This is a genomic window from Aquabacterium sp. A7-Y (assembly GCF_026153205.1).
In the GTDB taxonomy this organism is placed as follows: Bacteria; Pseudomonadota; Gammaproteobacteria; order Burkholderiales; family Burkholderiaceae_C; genus Caldimonas.
Genome location: NZ_JAPFBW010000016.1, coordinates 1 through 15,869, shown reverse-complemented (window position 1 = coordinate 15,869; position 15,869 = coordinate 1). Strand labels below are relative to the sequence as shown.

The following is a 15,869-nucleotide window of genomic DNA, read 5'->3' as shown; positions in this document are numbered from 1 at the left end:
GATGAAGAAGGCAAACAGTTTCAATTCAGTATATCGACGCACCCTGGCCGCCAGCGTGGCTGCCGCGGGCCTGATGATCGCCGCGCTGCCCACCGGTGCCGGGGCCCAGGGCGACCCGGTGCTGGAGGCGCGCGACGCGCTGCGCCGCCGCGATGCCGGCCGGCTCGCGGTCACCAAGGCTGCCGCCGCCGCGCAGCAGCACCCCCTGGCCATGTGGCCCGACTATTGGGAGCTGATGAACCGCCTGCCCCAGGCGACGCCGGAAGAGGTCTCGGCCTTTGCCGCCCGCTGGCCGGGCACCTACGTGGAGGACCGGCTGCGCAACGACTGGCTGCTGGAGCTGGGGCGCCGCAACGACTGGTCGACCTTCCTGATCGAGCTCCCCAAGTTCCGCATGCAGGACGACCGCGAGGTCGCCTGCTATGCCGTGCTGGCGCAGCGCGAGAGCATCGAGGACCTGCGCGCCAAGGCGCGCGCGGCCTGGTTGGCGCAGCGCGAGGCCGACGCCGGCTGTTCCCAGATGGCGCTGACCCTGCACCAGGCCGGCGTGCTGAACAACGGCGACGTCTGGCGTAAGGCCAGGCTCAGCGCCGAAGCCGGCCGTCGCAACGCGGCGCGCCAGGCCATCGTGCTGATCGGCACCGAACCGGCCGGGCGTTTCGACGAGCTGTACGACAACGCCGCCCGTTACCTGGCCCGCAAGGCCAGCTCGCGCAACCGCACCGAGGCCGAGCTCGCGACCCTGGCCATCGTGCGCATCGCCGCTGCCGACCCCGAGGCGGCCGCGGCCCAGCTCGAAGGCAGCTGGGCCGAGCGCCTGCCCCAGGACCTGGCGGCCTTCGCCTGGGCCGCCATCGGTCGGCAGGCCGGCATCCGCTTGTCGCCGCGTGCCAGCGAGTTCTACCAGCGCGCCTCTTCGGGTGCGCGTGAACGCGAATGGTCCGAGGACATGCTGGGCTGGAAGGCACGCGCCGCACTGCGTGCCGGCCGCTGGCAGCAGGTCAGCCAGGCCATCAATGCGATGGGCGAGACCGAGCAGGCGGACCCGACCTGGGTCTATTGGAAGGCACGCGCCCTGCAGGCCCTGGCGCGCGACTCCCAGGACGGCGAGAAGCTGCGTTCTGAAGCCAGCGAGCTGCTGGCGTCCATCGCCGGGCAGCACCACTTCTACGGCGCGCTCGCGACCGAAGACCTGGGCCGGCCCCTGATGCTGCCCGCCCGACCCGCGCCGCTGACCGAAGAGGAGCGCGAGGCGGCACGCCGCAATCCCGGCTTGGCGCGCGCCTTGCAGCTCATCGGCATGGGCCTGCGCGGCGAGGGCGTGCGCGAGTGGAACTGGACCCTGGGCTTCGGCGGCGCCGGCCGCTCGCGCATGAACGACCGCGAGCTGCTGGCGGCGGCGCAATTGGCCTGCGAGCGCGAGATCTGGGACCGCTGCATCAATACCAGCGACCGCACCCAGGCGGAGTTCCACATCGAGCAGCGTTTCCCCATGCCGTTTCGCCAGGAGGTGGTGGCGCGGGCCCGCGAGATCGGCCTCGATCCCGCCTATGTGTACGGCCTGATGCGCCAGGAATCGCGCTTCGTGATGGACGCGCGCTCGCACGTCGGTGCCTCGGGCCTGATGCAGCTGATGCCGGCCACGGCGCGCTGGACCGCGCGGCGCATTGGACTGGCCTACAGCCCCGACATGATCACCGACCGCAACACCAACATCGCCCTGGGGACCAGCTACCTGAAGCTGGTGCTCGACGACCTTGGCGGCTCGCAGGCCATGGGCGCGGCCGCCTACAACGCGGGGCCCAACCGGCCACGCCGCTGGCGCGAGGGTGGGGTGCTGGAGACCCCGATCTGGGTCGAGACCATCCCTTTCACCGAGACGCGCGACTACGTGAAGAAAGTGTTGTCGAACGCCACCTATTACGGCGCCCAGATCACCGGCCGCATGCCTTCGCTGAAGGCCCGGCTGGGCGCTACCGTCGGCCCGCGCGACCCCAACGCGCCGGCCCCGCAGACCGACCTGCCCTGACGCGGAGGGCCGGCCGGCACCACTCTCTCACCCCCCCGGAGGTGCACATGAGCAAGATCGTTGTGCTGGGCGGGTCCGGTTTCATCGGGACCCATGTGTGCGAGAAGATCGTCGAGGACCGCCAGCCGGGCAGCGTGAGCATCCTCGTGCCGACACGGCGCCTGGGTCATGCCCGCCACCTGCTGCCGCTGCCTGGCCTCGACACCGAGCAGGCCGACGTCTTCGACGCGCCACAGCTGGAACGGCTGCTGGCCGGCGCCGACGTGGTGGTCAACCTGGTCGGCATCCTGCAGGGCCGCCCGGCCGACTTCCAGCGTGTGCATGTCGGCTTGCCCGAGCGGCTGGTGCGTGCCTGCCGCCAGACCGGCGTGCGCCGGGTGGTGCACATCAGCGCGCTCGGCGCGGCGGCCGACGCGCCTTCGCACTACCTGCGCTCCAAGGCTGCGGGCGAGACTGCCTTGCGTACCGAGCCGGGCTTGCAGCTCACCGTGCTGCGTCCCTCGGTGGTATTCGGCGAGGGCGACCGCTTTCTCACCGTGTTCGCCGGACTGCAGCGCCGGTTTCCGGTGCTGCCGCTGGCCGCCGCCGGGGCCCGCTTCCAGCCGGTGTGGGTGGAAGACCTGGCTCGCGCGGTCGTCTGCTGCATCGACGAGCCCTGGCGTGCGGGCCAGGTCTACGAGTGCGTCGGCCCACGCAGCTACACCTTGGCCGAGCTGGTGCGGCTGGCCGGGCAATGGACCGGCCACGAGCGGCGCATCCTGCCGCTGCCGGCGGCGCTGGGCCGGCTGCAGGCCCTGCTGCTCGAGGCGCTGCCCGGCGAGCCGCTGATGAGCCGCGACAATCTCGCTTCGATGCAGGTCGACAACATCGCGAGCGGTCGCCTGCCCGCCCTGGAGGCGCTGGGCATCGTGCCGGCTGCGCTGGAGGCCGTGGCGCCGCGCTATCTGGCCGATCCTGGGCTGGGGCGTCGGGTCTATGTGCTGCGAGCGACCGCGCGCCGTGGTTGAAGCGGTTTTCGGCGTGGTACGCCCTGATCGGCGCGCCCCCGGCGGCCGAGAACCATGAGGCCGCGCTAGCATCGGGCACTCTCCACGTCCTCAGGGAAGGTCTCCATGCAACTGTACATCGGCAACAAGAACTATTCGTCCTGGTCTCTGCGTCCCTGGCTGCTGATGACCCACTTCGGCATCCCTTTCGAGGAGGTGAAGCTCCGCCTCAGTTTCGAGGCGGGCTCGCCCTTCAAGACGGCGCTCGCGAAGATCACGCCCACCGGCAAGGTGCCGGTGCTCGTCGACGACGACGGCTTCGCGGTCTGGGACACGCTGGCGATCTGCGAATACCTGGCCGAGAAATTCCCCGAGCGTGGCCTCTGGCCCGCCGAGCGGCAGGTGCGGGCACGGGCGCGCAGCGTCTGCGCCGAGATGCACGCCGGCTTCGGCGCTTTGCGCCAGCACTTCCCGATGAACATCGAGGCGCAACTGCCCCAGATCGGCGCCGAGGTGCTCGCGACGAAGCCGGAGGTCGCGCGTGACCTCGGCCGCATCGTGCAGATGTGGAGCGAGCTGCTCCAGACCCACGGTGGCCCCTTCCTGTTCGGCCGCTTCTCGATCGCCGATGCCTACTTCGCCCCGGTGTGCAGCCGCTTCCGCAGCTACGCCGCGCCCTTGCCGGCTCCGCTTCAGGCCTATGTCGAGGCCGTCTTCGAACTGCCGGCGATGCAATCCTGGGTGCAGCAGGCCCTGGCCGAGCAGGACTTCCTCGACTTCGACGAACCCTACCGCAGCGCCCGCGGCTGAACGCCGCTCAAAAAGGAAGCGGGCCGCGGCCCGCTTCTTACTCACTGCGCCTCTGGGTTCAGCGCTGGCGGCGGCGACGCGACATGTAGCCGACCACACCGAGGCCGGCGACCATCAGCGCATAGGTCTCGGGCTCGGGCACCGGGTTGGCGATCACCGACAGGCTGTAGGACCCCTTCAGGCCCTCGTTCCACGGCGACATGCCGTTGCCGATCGCCGCGCCCTTGAGCACGATCGAGAACGAGGCGGGCACCGAGAAGCTGTCGCCGAAGGTGTAGTGAATGGGCGTGGTTTCGCCCGCCTGGAAGAGCACCGATCCGTCGTCGCCGATGATCGAGAAGGCGGCGCTGTCGTCCCAGTCGATGTCGACATGGTTCGCCAGCTTCACCTCGATCAGGCTGAAGGACACCTGGCCGCCGGCCTCGCCCGCGGTGAATTCGTAGGTGTCGGTGAAGGGGTTGTTGGTGAATTTCTTGGCGTCGAAGTCGTACGGTCCGGTGGACAGATCGACAGCGGCAAAAGCTTGCGTCGCGAGGCCGAGGCCCAGCGCAGCGGCCAGAAGAAGTTTTTTCATCGTGGTACTTCCAGAGAGGTGAGAGTTTTTTGGGAGAGACCTCGCAGGGGCCGCCAGCCCGAAGGGCCGCCCGAACCCCTGCGTCTGGGGTTGTACCGAAAGCCGGAATGGGCAGATACACCATGCGTCCGGGGGGTCAGTGGGAACACCGACTGCTCCAGCGCAGGCCGTGACACGGGCTCCGGCGACGCCCTGTTCAGGCTTGAAAGGAGTGCCCGCCGAAGTGGGGGCTCCCTATGTATCTCAGTTGTTAACCATCTCTTGAAGCTGCTCACAAAAAAAGCGGGCCGTGGCCCGCTTGAGTCTTGTGCAAAGGCGCGACAAGTCAGTCCGAGCGGCGCCGCCGCGACAGGGAATACCCCACGATGCCCAAGCCGGCCAGCATCAGTGCATAGCTTTCGGGCTCCGGCACCGGGCTGGCAAGCACGGACAAGCTGTAGGAGCCCTTGAGACCGGGACTCCACAGGCCGGTGCCTTCGCCGATGGCGGCACCCTTGAGCACGATGGAGAACGAGGTAGGCACGTCCAGCGCGTCCTCGAGCACGTACTGAATGGGCACGCTTTCACCGACCCTGTACAGCACCGTTCCATCGTCGGCGATCACCGAAAACGCCGCGGTGTCGTCCCAGTCGATGTCGACATGGTCTTCCAGTTTCAACTCCGCGAGACTGAACGCAAGCCGACCTCCATCGGGGCCCGCGTTGAAGTCGAAGGTGTCGGTGAAGTGCGTGGTGCTGAAGATCTTGGCGTCGAAGTCATAGGCTCCGTTGAACAGGTCGACGCCGGCAAATGCCGTCGGCGCCATGCCCAAGCCGAAACCCAGCGTGGCAGCAAGAAGCAGTTTTTTCATCTGTATGAACTCCCGTCAAGGGGTGGAAGAGGACCGAGAAGGCCGCGCACGACACCGCTGCGACATCCGGTATCGCTACGCACCTGTCCTTTTACTCAGGGTGGTGTGGGCAGGCGGCCCAGGGCCCCGCCGCTGTCAGAGGTATGTCGTTTGCTATTGTTCGCATTTCGTTTACATCCGGCACGGCCCGACGCCGTCAGCGCGGCCGATACACTCGCGGCATGAAGGTCTACATGGTCGGTGGTGCGGTGCGCGACCGCTTGCTCGGTCTGCCGGTGCAGGATCGCGACTGGGTGGTGGTGGGCGCGACCCCCGAGGCCATGCTGGCGGCCGGCTACACGCCCGTCGGCAAGGACTTCCCGGTGTTCCTGCATCCGCAGACCCACGAGGAGTACGCCCTGGCGCGCACCGAGCGCAAAACCGCCCGGGGTTACCACGGTTTCGCCTTCCGCACCGACCCCGACGTGACGCTGGAGCAGGACCTGCTGCGGCGCGACCTGACCATCAACGCCATGGCTCAGACCGAGGAGGGCGAGCTGGTTGACCCCTACGGCGGCCTGCGCGACCTGCAGGCGCGCGAGCTGCGCCACGTCTCCGAGGCCTTCACCGAAGACCCGGTGCGCATCCTGCGGCTGGCCCGCTTCGCCGCGCGTTTTGTCGATTTCAACGTGGCCGCCGAAACCCTGGTGCTGATGCGGCGCATGGTCGAGGACGGCGAGGTTGACGCCCTGGTGCCCGAGCGGGTCTGGCAGGAGCTGTCCCGCGGGCTGATGGAGGCGCGCCCGTCGCGCATGTTCGAGGTGCTGCGCAGCTGCGGTGCGCTGCAGCGCGTCCTGCCCGAGGTCGACCGGCTCTGGGGCGTGCCCCAGCGTGTCGACCTCCACCCGGAGGTGGACACTGGCATGCACCTGATGATGGTGCTCGACACGAGCGCGCGCTTACAAACAAACCTGCCGGTGCGATTTGCGTGCCTTGCGCACGATTTGGGAAAAGGCACGACGCCTGCGGAGATGCTGCCGCGCCACCTCGGGCACGAAGCTCGCAGCGTCGAGCTGCTGCGCGAGCTTTGCCAGCGCCTGCGCGTGCCGAACGAATGCCGCGAGCTGGCCGAGGTGGTGGCGCGCGAGCACGGCAATATCCACCGCAGCGAGGAGTCCGGCCCGGCCGCGCTGGTGCGGTTGTTGGAACGCTGCGACGCGCTGCGCAAGCCCCAGCGTTTCGCCGATGCGCTGCTGGCGTGCGAGTGCGACGCGCGCGGCCGCCTCGGCCTGGAGCAGCAGGCCTATCCGCAACGCGAGCGCTTGCTCGCGGCGCTGGAGGCAGCCCGCTCGGTCTCCACGGCTGAGCTCGCCGAGGCTGCATTGGCCCGCGGCCTGCAGGGGCCCCAGATCGCCGAGGTCATCCACCAGGCCCGCGTCGAGGCAGTCGCCGCTGTCCACCCCCAATAAGTAGGGGGGGCGCAGGCGAACGACCGCTTGTTACACTGCGCCGCCTTCTGGCGGCCATGGGGGCCGCGGTGGCGTGCAGGCGCGAGGGCGCCGAGGAGAACCAAGATGAACAAGCCAGTGGCCGTGGGCCTGGGGGTGGTTGCGCTTGCCGCGGCCGCGTATGTCGGCGGCACCGCCTATGTCGGCCAGCGCCTGCAGACCGAGCTGGAAGCCCAGCCGGCCAAGCTGCAGCAGCAATTGCCCTTCATCAAGATCGCGGGGCAAAGCTACGACAAGGGTCTGTTCTCCTCCACCCGCACCGTGACCCTGCAGTTCGGCTGCGAACCCGCTGCCGCGGACGGCCAGGCGAACGAAGGCGAGGCCGCCCGCAAGCCGTTGCTGCTGACCGTGCGCGACCACATCAGCCACGGCCCGCTGGCCGGCGGCAAGCTCGGCGCCGCGGTGATCGACACCGAGCTGGAGCTGCCGCCCGAGACGCGCGAGGCGCTGGCCAAGCTGTTCGGCGAGCAAAAGCCTTTCGCTGCGCGCACGGTGGTCGGCTTCGGCGGTGAGTACACCAGCGACGTCAGCAGCCCGGCCCTGCAGGTCACCGGCCAGCAAGGCGAGCAGCTGTCCTGGAAGGGTGTCACGGGCACCGTGCGCAGCGACGCCGCCGGGACTTTCATGAACTATCAATTCAGCGCTCCGGGCATCGAGGTCAACGACCCGGGCAAGGGCGGCAAGCTGGTCGTCAGCGGACTGCGTTTCCAGGGTGAAGGCCGCCCGGTGAGCGCCGGCAGCTTCCTGATGGTGGGCAAGGACGAAGGCGAGATCGCCAGCATCGAGTTCTCGGGCCAGCCGCCCGTGCAACAGGCCGCCGCCGCCGGCGAGCCCCTCAAGTTCAGCCTTGCGAACCTGAAGTTCAACTCCGACACCTCGGTGGAGCAGGAGCTGCTGAACAGCAAGCTGAGCCTGACCGGCACCGGCATGATCGGCAGCACCAAGCTCGACAAGCTGGAGCTGGAGGGCTCGCTCAAGCGCCTGCACGCGCCCAGCTACCAGCGCATGATGGCCAAGATGATGAAGGCCTCCTTCTCCTGCGAGGCCAAGGCCGACGAGGCCGATCCTCAGGCCATGCTGGCGGCGATGCAGGAAGATTTGATCGCGCTGCTGCCGCACAACCCCGAGTACGCGCTGGACAAGCTGGCCGTGGAGTACGGCGGCAAGCGCGGCGAGCTGTCCTACTCGGTGGGCGTGCAGGGCGTCAGCGAGGCCGATTTGAAGACGCCACCGATGGCGCTGATGATGACCAAGGGCCAGGTCAAGGCCGACATCAAGCTGCCGGTGAGCTGGATCGAGCAGATCGCCGGCAAGGCACCGGTGCAGGGTGCTGCGGCCCAGCCCGAGATGGTGGGCATGATGCTGGACCAGTTCGCGGCCCAGGGCTACATCGTGCGCGACGGCGACTTCGTTGGCGCCAGCCTGCGCTTCGAGAAAGGGGCGCTGAGCCTCAACGGCAAGCCGCTGCCGGTGGGCCTGCCCCCCGCGGCTGCGGCGCAGTAAGCCACCCGCCGCTCAGGTCACAACACCCGTCCGCCGAGGCCCGGCCGCCGCATCAGCGGCGGCCGGGCCTTTTGCTATCGCGCTGCCTGCGCGTGTCACACCTGGTTTTGCCTGCATTCGGTGAAGCTTCGTAACCCCGGCAAGCCGGCAGCCCCCTGTGCACGGCCCCATGGCTCGCGGTGTAGCAGATACTGAAGTAACGCCTGAGCATCATTCATCCGTCGCCTGCATGTGACGCTCGCAACCCCCGAGCCCACGGCCCCACCCCTCACGGAGCGACGATGACAACGACAGAGACTGCCCGGCCACGTCGGTTGTTCGCTGTTTTCATCACGGCCCTGCTGGCCGCCTGCGGCGGTGGCGGAGACGCTGACGGAAGCACTGGGGTGCAGCCCGAAGACGGCACCAACACCGACGGCAACACCAACACTGGCACTGGCACGAACGCTGGCCGCTGGGTGAAGATCGCCGACGAATACGGGGCCTTCACTGTGTCCGGGACACAGGTGGTGCGCTATGGCCTGGCGCCGCGCTGGGTGCAGAAGACCGTGCGCGGCAGCGGCCAGTGCACCAATGCCTTTTTCGGCAGCGACCCGGCGAAGGGTGCCGAGAAAATCTGCGAACGGCTGGCGGCCAACACCCCGCCGCCGTCATCCCCGCCGCCGCAGCCTCCCTCGGCCGGCGTGAGGTACGGCGACCTGCGCGCCGCGAGCCTGGGGCCGAACGCCAGCCTCAACGGGGCCGTGCCCTTCCCGGCCGACAACGCCTGGAACCAGGACGTGTCGTCCGCGCCGCGCGACCCCCGCTCCGACGCCCTGATCGCCAGCATCGGCCTGTCCACGGGCTTGCACAACGACTTCGGTTCCGGCACCTACCAGGGCGCGCCGATCGGCATCCCTTACGTGGTCGTGTCCGGCAGCCAGCCGCGCGTGCCCATCACCTTGGGCGACTATGCCGACGAGAGCGACCCGGGCCCTTACCCGGTACCGCGCAACGCGCCGGTCGAAGGCGGCCCCTCCAGCAGCGGCGACCGCCATGTGCTGGTGATCGACCGCGACAACAACCGCCTCTATGAGATGGGCAACGCCTACCCCAACAACGATGGCAGCTGGCGCGCCAGCGGCGGCTCGATCTTCCACCTGAGCGGCAACCTCGTGCGCCCCACCGGCCAGCCGGGCTGGACCAGCGCCGACGCGGCTGGGCTGCCGATCTTCCCGGGTCTGGTGCGCTACGACGAGGCCTCGCGCGGCCCGGGCGGCATCCGCCATGCGCTGCGCTTCACGGTGCAGCGAACCCGGCGCGCCTACGTGCCCCCGGCCACGCACTGGGCCTCGTCCGACACCAGCCCCGACCTGCCGCCCATGGGCATGCGCGTGCGGCTCAAGGCCAGCTATGCGATCCCGCCCGGCTTCAGCCCCGAGACCAAGGCCATCCTCACCGCCTTGAAGACCTACGGCATGTTCGTTGCCGACAACGGCAGCAACTGGTTCCTGAGCGGCGCGCCCGACCCACGCTGGAACAACGAACGGCTGAAGTCCGAGCTGAGGCAGGTGAAGGGCGGCCACTTCGAGGTGGTGCGCATGGACGGGCTGGTTGCGGATTGAGCCATTCGCACCTCGGCAGAGAAACCCGGCCCGGTATCGAAGCGGCGAAACCGGACCGGGCGGAATGCCGATTCGACTGGAAGGCTGCTTTCGGTTCGACGAGCCATCCGGAAGCCGCCTGCCGAGCGATTCGGGTCGAGTTGCCCTTTCGGGTGTGCGTGTCTTCTCACCCTCATTCGGTAAGTCGTCTGTCAGAATTTGCCTGCTATTCACCGGTTGATTCCTGATACCGAAATAGTATTGCGTTTAATGCAATTCGAAAGGCGCGGCGCTCCCCCTACATTCCCTTCCAGCACTTCATGTTGGAAAGGGAATCATGGCTGCAGACGTCGTACTCGTTTCTCGTTTTCCGCTCGCCCAAGGCGCCGCGGAAATCCTTCGCACGGGGCTGAAGGACGAGCCCCATCTCCGTTATCTGTTTGATTTCGAGCAGCAGGAACTGCTGCAACTGCGCGCCTATGACAGCGTGACCGCCTTCGCGGCGGATGCCGCTCAGCTGGCTGCCGAGCTGCAGCGGTTCGCGCCCCACATGGTGGCCGATGTCAGGCGGGAGCTGCTGACCTACGTCGAGGCGCCCAAGCCCTGCGGTTCACCGCTGCCGCAGACCGACTACCTGCAGCTGCGCCATGTGGAGGTGCCGCCGCCGCGCATACCGGCCTACCGCAGCTGGCGCGAGGAAACCATCTTCCAGGTCGTCCGCGAGAGCGCGCCGGTGGAGGTGTTCCTGGCCTACCACTCGCTGGTCAGCGGCCAGCCGGGCGTGATGTTCATTTCCGGATTCTCCGGCGCCCCCCAGGAATACCGCGCGGTTTTCGAGAGCGAGCGTTATCGCGAAATCGTGCGCCAGGCGGGTGATGGATATATCACCGGCGGCGCCGATGGTCTTTATACCCGTTTTTATGCCCGTCCCGGCTTGCGCGGTGCGTAAGGCGGAAAACCATCCCGACGGAAACACTGCCCGGCTCCGGAGGCCGGGCGATTCACAACACATTCATACAGGACTTTTTATCATGAAGAGCCGCTGCTTTTTTGTGGTCGGTGACAAGTTCCATGAATTCGCGGAGGGCAAGGACGTCCTCACACTCCATCAGCTGAAGGCGCTGACGTGCTTGCCCGGCCATCTGCTGGACACGCACAACGTGCTCATCCTCGGCCAGGGCGTGCAGGAGGACGAGGTGCGTTGCATCCTGCGCCACTACGAAAACAGCGCGGACAGCAGTGCCCGCTTCGAGATCGCCGACCTGAGGCGCGTGCTCGACCGCGCGCCGTCGGGCGTCAGCCACAAGCGCGTGCCGCACAACACGCTGATCGGCACGCCACGGCGCAAGAGCGGCGACGAGTTCGAGATCCCCTTCAACATCGACGAGCGTTGCGAGCTGATGGGCGACCACCAGACCGGCCAGCACGTGCAGGGGATGATCCTGGTCGAAGCCTTCCGCCAGTCCTTCCTGGCCGTGACGGAGACCTTCTTCCCCTTCGGTGACGAGAAGACCTACTTCGTCATCAATGTGATGAACACGGAGTTCCACAACTTCCTGTTCCCGCTGCCGGCGCACATCGAGTACCGCATCCTGGAGGCCGACAGCAACGGCCGCCGCGCCCGCTACAGGACGGCCATGGCGGCGATGCAGAACGGGGTGCAATGCGCGACCGCCGAGGTCTCCTTCACGGTCTACCCGGCGCGCACCATTGCGCAGAAGGAGGCCGAGCTGGCGCGCATGGTCACGCAGACCATGCTGGTCTCGCGCCAGCAGGCACTTGCCGCGCCGGTCCCGCGGGCACTGGCTGACGCCGAGAGCGTGGCATGACCCGGGCGGCCGCCACCTTCACGCTCAGCGTCACCACGCAGGGGCCGCTCTATCCGCCCAGCGAGATCGTGAACGAGGAGGGCGACTTCGTGGTGGTCGGCCGCATCCCGCGGGCCGACGGCACGCTGCCCTGGGCCGGCGCCATCGTCTCGGCCCGCACGGCAGCGCCGCCCTTCGGGCAGCCGGGTGTGCACGAGGTGCTGCGCTGGATCGATCTCGACGCTCCCGGTGAGCTGTCCGGCATGGTGCTGCACACGCTGCCGCTGCCGCTGCCCTGCAACAACTACCCGATGCTGTTTGCCCCCGAACAGCGGCCCCAGGCGCATCGGGAGCAGCGCGCCAGTTTCCCGCTGCACCGCGCGCCGGTGCCCGACCTGCGCGACGAGGACGGCCGGCGCGAGCTGGCGCCCGTCACGCTGGGCCGCTGGCTGCAGGCGCGCGGCGAGTTGCAGGTCAGTGTGGCGCCCGACGCGCGCTCGGCCTTGTTCGAGTTCAGCTTCGAGCACCTGGTGCCGGACAGCCTCTACACGGTGATGAGCCTGCGCCAGCGGGACCTCGATCCGGAGGGGCCGACGCGGCCCGGCCCGCTCGGCGTTCCCAACGTGTTCGTCACCGATGCCCAGGGCCGGGCCCGCTACTGGGCCCGGCTGCCGGACCCCTTTCCCGACCCGGCCCGGCCCGGGGCCAACCGGATCATCAACGTCGTCGTGCTGTTCATGAGTTCGCAGATGAGCCACGGCGGCGCGATCGGCTGGTACGGCCTGGGAGGCGACATCCACGCCCATCTCAAGCTCAAGGCCCCGGCCTTCCTGGACCTGCGCACGCAGGGCTGAACCCTCCCCGGGCGCGCAACGCCCGCCACCCACAGACATCAACAAGGAAGTTCGACATGCCAGTCGTTCAGATCACCACCTGGCCCCTGAAGGACGAGGGCGCCGCACGCGCCCTGGTCGAGGGCGTGACGCGTGTGGTCCACGAGTCCGTCGGCGCACCGCTGGACAAGATCTCGGTCTACATCACCGAAGTGCCGCCCACGCGCTGGGCCGATGCCGGCGTGCTCGGTTCCGACCCGGAGTTCCGCGCGAAGAGCCGGCGCCTCGCCTATGGGGACACGCCTTGAAGGCCCTGCCGTCCCGCGCGGGCGACGCCGGGCTGCGCGCAGGGCAGAAGCGGTATGCCTTCTTCGACGTCGACGACACGCTCATCTCCATCAAGAGCATGTTCGACTTTTTCCCCTGCTGGTGCGCTGAACGCGGCACGCCCGAGCTGCTGCGCGACTTCGAGGCCGCCTTTGCCCAAGCGCGCGCGGAAGGCCAGCCGCGCGAGGCGCTCAACCGGCTGTACTACCGCTTCTTCCGCGGCGCGCTCCTGGGCGACCTCATCACGGCCGGTCAGGACTGGTTCCGCCGCCGCTTCGTCCAGCACCCTCCGCCCTACATCGAGCGGACCGTCGCCCGCCTGAAGGGGCACCGGGACCAGGGCGTCGCGCCGGTGTTCGTCTCCGGTTCGATGCGCCCCTTGCTCCACCCCCTGGCGGACCAGCTCGGCGTGGAGCACTGCCTGTGCACCCGGCTGGTGTTGGACGGGCAGGGGCGGCTGACCGGCGAGATCGCATCGCCGCAGACCATAGGCCGGGGCAAGGCCGATGCCCTGCGCGCCTTTCTCCAGGCGCAACAGGCCCGCGCCGGCGACTGCTACGCCTATGGCGACGACATCTCCGACCTGGCAATGCTGGAAGCCGTCGGCATGCCCGTCGCGGTCGGCCCGGCGGCCGACCTCGCGCTGCTGGCCTGGCAGCGCGGCTGGGAGCACCTGCCGCTGTAAGCCGGCCGTTTCCCACTCCATCCCTTTCTGCTGAGGTAAACATGACCCCAAGCTCCTCCACGTCCCCGGGCGCCCTGGACCTGCCCGCATGGCGCGTCTGGCTCGCGATCGTCTTCCTGGGCATCGGCGCCTTCACCATCGTCACCACCGAGCTCGCGCCCATCGGGCTGCTGTCGCCGATGGCGGCCGACCTCGGCCGCAGCGAAGCGAGCATCGGCCTCACCGTCACGCTGTACGCCTGGATCGGGGCCGCCAGCGCGCTGTTGTCCGCCCTGGCCCTCGGCCGCCTGCCTCGCAAGCCGCTGCTGATCGGCCTCATGCTGGGTCTGGCCGTCTCCAACGGCGCCGCCATGCTGTCCGACAGCTTCGGCATGCTGCTGGCAGCGCGGGTTTTCGGGGCCGTCTCGCACGGGCTGTTCTGGTCCGTCATCGGCGCCTCGGCGGCCCAGATCGCGCCGGCCCACCATGCCGGCCTGGCCACCTCCATCGTGTTCGGCGGCGTGTCCGCGGCCAGCGTGCTGGGCGTGCCGCTGGCCACGCTGATCGGCCAGGCCCAAGGCTGGCGCACGGCCTTCGGGGCCGTGGGCCTGCTGAGCCTGCTGGCCGCCTTCGTGATGGTGCCGGTGCTGCCGCGCCTGCGTGCCGAGGCCCAGGTGGGCCGCGCCGCGCTGGCCGGGGTGCTGCGCCGGGCCGACCTGTGGGGCATCTACGTCGCCACCGCGCTGGCCGTCACCGGGCACTTCGCCGCCTTCACCTTCGTCGAGCCCTTCCTCAGCGAAGCGCCCGGCATGCAGGCCTCGCTGGTGGCTGCGCTGCTGTTCGGCTTCGGCGCCGCCGGCCTGCTCGGCAACGTGCTGACGGGCGCCTTCATCGACCGCTACCTGCGGCCCTTCCTGGTGCTGGCGCTGCTGACGATGAGCCTGGCCCTGATGGCCCTGGGCCAATGGGCCCCGCGCCTGGGCCTGCCCGGCATCACCACGGCGCTGGTGGTCTGGGGCGCTGCCATCGCGGCCATCTTCGTCGGCTTCCAGACCTGGATCCTGCGCTCCGCCGGTGCGGCCGCCATGCCGGCCTCGGCGGTCTACGTGGCCATCTTCAATGCCGCCATCGGCCTGGGCGCCATGGCCGGCGCCTGGGTGCTGAACCACAGCGGCCTGTCCGCGGTGATGACGGCGGCCGGCTTCGGCAGCGCGCTGTCCATCCTCGTCGTGGCCGGCCTCGGGCGGCCGGCGCCCGCCGCACAAGCGGCTTGAAGGCGCACCGGGCAGCGTGGCGCTGCCCGGCAGGGGGCGGTCGGCGATACCGTCCCTGTATTACCGTTTCTGAGCTTCCGATCGCCGGGGGCCGCATGCACCATCGGCCCGATGCGGCATCGCCACCCGGCACAGCCGCCCTATTGAGGAGATCAAGATGAAGCAGCCAGCCCCACCGGCTTCCACGTCCCGCCTGCCCGTGCGCCTGTTGGGCGAGCACCTGCCGGTGTCCGCCATCGGCTTCGGCGCCATGGGCATGAGCGAGTTCTACGGCCCTTCCGACGATGTGGCGTCGCAGGCCCTGCTGCACGAGGTGATGGACCGCGGCGTGACGCTGATCGACACCGCCGACATCTACGGTCGCGGCCACAACGAGCAACTGATCGGCGGCGTCCTGCGCTCGCGCCGTGCCGAGCTCGCGTCGGGACAGCTGAAGATCGCGACCAAGTGCGGCATCGACCGGCCCGCCGACGCGTCTTATGCCCGGCGCATCAACAACTCGCCCGACTACATCCGCCGATGTTGCGAAGCCTCGCTGCAGCGGCTCGGGCTGGAGCGCATCGACCTCTACTACCTGCACCGCGTCGACCCCGCCGCGCCGATCGAGGAGGCGATGGGCTGCCTGGCCGACCTGGTGAAGCAGGGCAAGATCGCGCACGTCGGGCTGTGTGAGGTGTCGGCCGAGACGCTGAGGCGGGCGCATGCCGTGCATCCCGTGGCGGCGCTGCAGACCGAGTATTCGCTGTGGAGCCGCGAGGTCGAGCAGGACATCCTGCCGGCCACCCGCGAACTGGGCATCGGCTTCGTGGCTTACTCCCCGCTTGGCCGCGGTTTCCTGACCGGCCGGCTGACCAGCACCGCCGAGCTGGCCGAAGGCGATTTCCGACGCAGCAACCCGCGCTTCGAGCAGGACAACCTTGCCCACAACCTGCGTCTGCTGGACAGCGTGCGCGCCGTCGCGGCTCACCATGGAGCCACGTCCGGCCAGGTGGCGCTGGCCTGGCTGCTGGCGCAGGACGAACGTATCGTGCCGATTCCCGGTACCCGACGCTCGGCCTACCTCGAGGAGAACCTCGGCGCGCTGAGCGTGAGCTTGAACGAGGAGGACCTGCGGCAGCTCGACCAGGCCCTGCCCGCCGCC

At 68.9% G+C, this 15,869-nt stretch carries 15 protein-coding genes; 13 read left to right on the top strand and 2 right to left on the bottom strand.

Annotated features, from left to right (window positions below):
• The first annotated feature begins 1 nt into the window (after position 1).
• The 3 genes from OOT46_RS15810 (at position 2) to OOT46_RS15800 (ending at position 3,825) form a co-directional block, all read left to right on the top strand.
• Positions 2 to 2,029: a lytic transglycosylase domain-containing protein gene (locus tag OOT46_RS15810; RefSeq protein ID WP_265404585.1), complete on the top strand. Its 2,028-nt coding sequence runs from the start codon at positions 2 to 4 to the stop codon at positions 2,027 to 2,029.
• Positions 2,030 to 2,076: 47 nt separating this feature from the next.
• The gene (locus OOT46_RS15805; RefSeq protein WP_265404584.1) at positions 2,077 to 3,036 is read left to right on the top strand and encodes a complex I NDUFA9 subunit family protein; all 960 of its coding nucleotides are present in this window, start codon (positions 2,077 to 2,079) and stop codon (positions 3,034 to 3,036) included.
• A 105-nt stretch (positions 3,037 to 3,141) separates the two neighbouring features.
• Complete coding sequence (locus OOT46_RS15800; RefSeq protein WP_265404583.1) at positions 3,142 to 3,825, top strand: glutathione S-transferase family protein; 684 nt, start codon at positions 3,142 to 3,144, stop codon at positions 3,823 to 3,825.
• A 58-nt stretch (positions 3,826 to 3,883) separates the two neighbouring features.
• On the opposite strand, the gene OOT46_RS15795 is transcribed toward OOT46_RS15800, so the two are convergent.
• Both OOT46_RS15795 and OOT46_RS15790 read right to left on the bottom strand, forming a co-directional pair.
• Positions 3,884 to 4,399: an FxDxF family PEP-CTERM protein gene (locus tag OOT46_RS15795; protein WP_265404582.1), complete on the bottom strand. Its 516-nt coding sequence runs from the start codon at positions 4,397 to 4,399 to the stop codon at positions 3,884 to 3,886.
• Between the two features lie 325 nt (positions 4,400 to 4,724).
• On the bottom strand, positions 4,725 to 5,249 hold the full coding sequence (locus OOT46_RS15790) for an FxDxF family PEP-CTERM protein (RefSeq protein ID WP_265404581.1): 525 nt from the start codon (positions 5,247 to 5,249) through the stop codon (positions 4,725 to 4,727).
• Positions 5,250 to 5,470: 221 nt separating this feature from the next.
• Here OOT46_RS15790 and OOT46_RS15785 point away from each other — a divergent pair, with 221 nt between their 5' ends.
• The 10 genes from OOT46_RS15785 to OOT46_RS15740 form a co-directional block, all read left to right on the top strand.
• Positions 5,471 to 6,697, top strand: coding sequence for a multifunctional CCA addition/repair protein (locus OOT46_RS15785; RefSeq protein WP_265404580.1), 1,227 nt, complete (start codon positions 5,471 to 5,473; stop codon positions 6,695 to 6,697).
• A gap of 105 nt (positions 6,698 to 6,802) precedes the next feature.
• Positions 6,803 to 8,239 carry a YdgA family protein gene (locus OOT46_RS15780; RefSeq protein ID WP_265404579.1) on the top strand — a complete coding sequence of 479 codons (1,437 nt, stop codon included), beginning with the start codon at positions 6,803 to 6,805 and terminating at the stop codon, positions 8,237 to 8,239.
• Between the two features lie 281 nt (positions 8,240 to 8,520).
• Entirely contained in the window at positions 8,521 to 9,843 is a 1,323-nt protein-coding gene (locus OOT46_RS15775) for a hypothetical protein (RefSeq protein ID WP_265404578.1), read from the top strand.
• 316 nt (positions 9,844 to 10,159) lie between these two features.
• On the top strand, positions 10,160 to 10,771 hold the full coding sequence (locus OOT46_RS15770; protein WP_265404577.1) for a hypothetical protein: 612 nt from the start codon (positions 10,160 to 10,162) through the stop codon (positions 10,769 to 10,771).
• Positions 10,772 to 10,853: 82 nt separating this feature from the next.
• On the top strand, positions 10,854 to 11,651 hold the full coding sequence (locus OOT46_RS15765) for an AfsA-related hotdog domain-containing protein (protein WP_265404576.1): 798 nt from the start codon (positions 10,854 to 10,856) through the stop codon (positions 11,649 to 11,651).
• Positions 11,648 to 12,484: a hypothetical protein gene (locus OOT46_RS15760; RefSeq protein ID WP_265404575.1), complete on the top strand. Its 837-nt coding sequence runs from the start codon at positions 11,648 to 11,650 to the stop codon at positions 12,482 to 12,484. Before OOT46_RS15765 ends, OOT46_RS15760 begins: the two co-directional genes overlap by 4 nt.
• Before the next feature lie 56 nt (positions 12,485 to 12,540).
• The gene (locus OOT46_RS15755; RefSeq protein ID WP_265404574.1) at positions 12,541 to 12,771 is read left to right on the top strand and encodes a tautomerase family protein; all 231 of its coding nucleotides are present in this window, start codon (positions 12,541 to 12,543) and stop codon (positions 12,769 to 12,771) included.
• The gene (locus OOT46_RS15750) at positions 12,768 to 13,475 is read left to right on the top strand and encodes an HAD family hydrolase (protein WP_265404573.1); all 708 of its coding nucleotides are present in this window, start codon (positions 12,768 to 12,770) and stop codon (positions 13,473 to 13,475) included. The genes OOT46_RS15755 and OOT46_RS15750 overlap by 4 nt, the downstream gene beginning before the upstream one ends.
• A gap of 41 nt (positions 13,476 to 13,516) precedes the next feature.
• Positions 13,517 to 14,728, top strand: a complete 1,212-nt coding sequence (locus OOT46_RS15745) for an MFS transporter (RefSeq protein ID WP_265404572.1) — start codon at positions 13,517 to 13,519, stop codon at positions 14,726 to 14,728.
• 157 nt (positions 14,729 to 14,885) lie between these two features.
• A partial coding sequence (locus OOT46_RS15740) for an aldo/keto reductase (RefSeq protein WP_265404571.1) occupies positions 14,886 to 15,869 on the top strand: 984 nt, incomplete at its 3' end.

Bases quoted from the DNA above. Each gene is read 5' to 3' on its own strand.
- OOT46_RS15810 (WP_265404585.1), top strand. From the start codon at position 2: ATGAAGAAGGCAAACAGTTTCAATTCAGTATATCGACGCACCCTGGCC.
- OOT46_RS15805 (WP_265404584.1), top strand. From the start codon at position 2,077: ATGAGCAAGATCGTTGTGCTGGGCGGGTCCGGTTTCATCGGGACCCAT.
- OOT46_RS15800 (WP_265404583.1), top strand. From the start codon at position 3,142: ATGCAACTGTACATCGGCAACAAGAACTATTCGTCCTGGTCTCTGCGT.
- OOT46_RS15795 (WP_265404582.1), bottom strand. From the start codon at position 4,399: ATGAAAAAACTTCTTCTGGCCGCTGCGCTGGGCCTCGGCCTCGCGACG.
- OOT46_RS15790 (WP_265404581.1), bottom strand. From the start codon at position 5,249: ATGAAAAAACTGCTTCTTGCTGCCACGCTGGGTTTCGGCTTGGGCATG.
- OOT46_RS15785 (WP_265404580.1), top strand. From the start codon at position 5,471: ATGAAGGTCTACATGGTCGGTGGTGCGGTGCGCGACCGCTTGCTCGGT.
- OOT46_RS15780 (WP_265404579.1), top strand. From the start codon at position 6,803: ATGAACAAGCCAGTGGCCGTGGGCCTGGGGGTGGTTGCGCTTGCCGCG.
- OOT46_RS15775 (WP_265404578.1), top strand. From the start codon at position 8,521: ATGACAACGACAGAGACTGCCCGGCCACGTCGGTTGTTCGCTGTTTTC.
- OOT46_RS15770 (WP_265404577.1), top strand. From the start codon at position 10,160: ATGGCTGCAGACGTCGTACTCGTTTCTCGTTTTCCGCTCGCCCAAGGC.
- OOT46_RS15765 (WP_265404576.1), top strand. From the start codon at position 10,854: ATGAAGAGCCGCTGCTTTTTTGTGGTCGGTGACAAGTTCCATGAATTC.
- OOT46_RS15760 (WP_265404575.1), top strand. From the start codon at position 11,648: ATGACCCGGGCGGCCGCCACCTTCACGCTCAGCGTCACCACGCAGGGG.
- OOT46_RS15755 (WP_265404574.1), top strand. From the start codon at position 12,541: ATGCCAGTCGTTCAGATCACCACCTGGCCCCTGAAGGACGAGGGCGCC.
- OOT46_RS15745 (WP_265404572.1), top strand. From the start codon at position 13,517: ATGACCCCAAGCTCCTCCACGTCCCCGGGCGCCCTGGACCTGCCCGCA.